Below are 1,477 nucleotides of genomic sequence, written 5' to 3' on the forward strand. Positions count from 1 at the left end.
CGCCTGGATCCACGCCAGCCCCGCCATCATCACGGCGCGCGCGATGCCCAGCGAGATCGCCAGGTAGAACAGCCACGATACCGTCGCGGTGATCGCCGCCAGCGCGACGAACACCGCCACGTCGGTGCGCACCGCCCACAGATCGTGGTCGGGGACCGGCGGCATCGCCTGCGCCGGGGTGACGCCGATCAGCCCGGAGGCGGGGACGAACCTGTAGCCCTCCGCGCGCAGCGTCGCGATGATCCGCGGCAGCGCCGCCACCGTTTCCGACCGGTCGCCGCCGCCGTCGTGCAGCAGGATGATGTTGGCGGAATTCTCGGCGGTGCCGGCATGGACCTGGTCGATCACCTGCTGGTAGATCGAATCGGCGCCGGGGCGCTGCCAGTCGTTGGGATCGACGTGCAGCCCGACGACGGTATAGCCCGCCTGCTGCGCGGCCAGCGCCGGCCCCAGTTCGTCGGCGGTGGTCGGTTCCGCGTCACCGAAATAGGGCGCGCGGAACAACCGCATCTCGCGCCCGGTATAGGCCTGCACCAACCGCTGCGTCGCGTTCAGCTCCAGCATCGTCTCGTTGGGGCCCAGCGTCGCCATATTGGGATGGGTGTAGCTGTGGTTCCCGATCTCACCGCCGCCCGCGATGATGCGGTTGAGCAGCGCGGGGTGCTGCAGCGCGTTGCTGCCGATGACGAAGAAGGTGCCCGGCACGTGCGCGCGCTCGAGCACGTCCAGGATGCGCGGCGTCCAGGTCGCGTCCGGCCCGTCGTCGAACGTCAGCGCCAGCAGCTTGGGATTGGCGCCGCCCGTGCGCTGGACGACATAGGGGGTGGGCAAGGTGACGTAGCGTTCGTCGCGCACGATCCCGTCGGCATCGGCGGTCAGCACGCGCTGCCCGTCGGTGGGCGTGGCGGTGATGCGCAGGATCTCGCCCGTGCCCGACACGTCGGTATTGAGCAGCGAGGCGATGTGGCGCAGGTCCGGCGTGCCGCCGGTGCGGAACGCGGTCAGGTCCGCCCAGAAGCCGGGATCCTCGCTGCCCAGCCGCCACAGCGCGACATCGTCGATCCCCAGTTTCTTGAGCGCGCGCAGCTGGTTCCAGCTGGTCGCCGCGTCCATCATCCATATCGCGTGATGCTGGCCGTCCTCCTCATAGGCGAAGGTGGGGTTGCCGCTGCCCGGATCGAAGGTGATCGGCGCCTGGCTGTCGTGCGCGGCCAGCCACGCTTCCTCGATCGACAGCGCGTCGGTATCGTCGCCGTGCCAGTCATAGGCGTAGCTGCCCAGCGCCACGACCAGTTTGTCGCGCGGGATCACGCGCAGCGCGGCCTCCACCTGCGTCACGAACCAGTCCTGCGCGGCGATCGGGCCGGGGGTGCCGCCCTCCCAATGCTGGTCATAGGCCATGAAGATCACGCGGTCGGCGACCTGCCCGAACGCGGCCAGCGGCCATGCCTCATCCTCGGCGGGGACGGTGACCGCC

1 protein-coding gene is annotated in these 1,477 nt (G+C 70.0%); it reads right to left on the reverse strand.

Annotated elements, in window-relative coordinates; genetic code table 11:
* A partial coding sequence (locus tag AX685_RS07650) for a polysaccharide deacetylase family protein (RefSeq protein WP_156445719.1) occupies positions 1-1,477 on the reverse strand: 1,477 nt, incomplete at both ends.

The sequence above is a fragment of the Sphingomonas sp. CCH9-F2 genome, assembly GCF_001556735.1.
In the GTDB taxonomy this organism is placed as follows: Bacteria; Pseudomonadota; Alphaproteobacteria; order Sphingomonadales; family Sphingomonadaceae; genus Sphingomonas; species Sphingomonas ginsenosidimutans.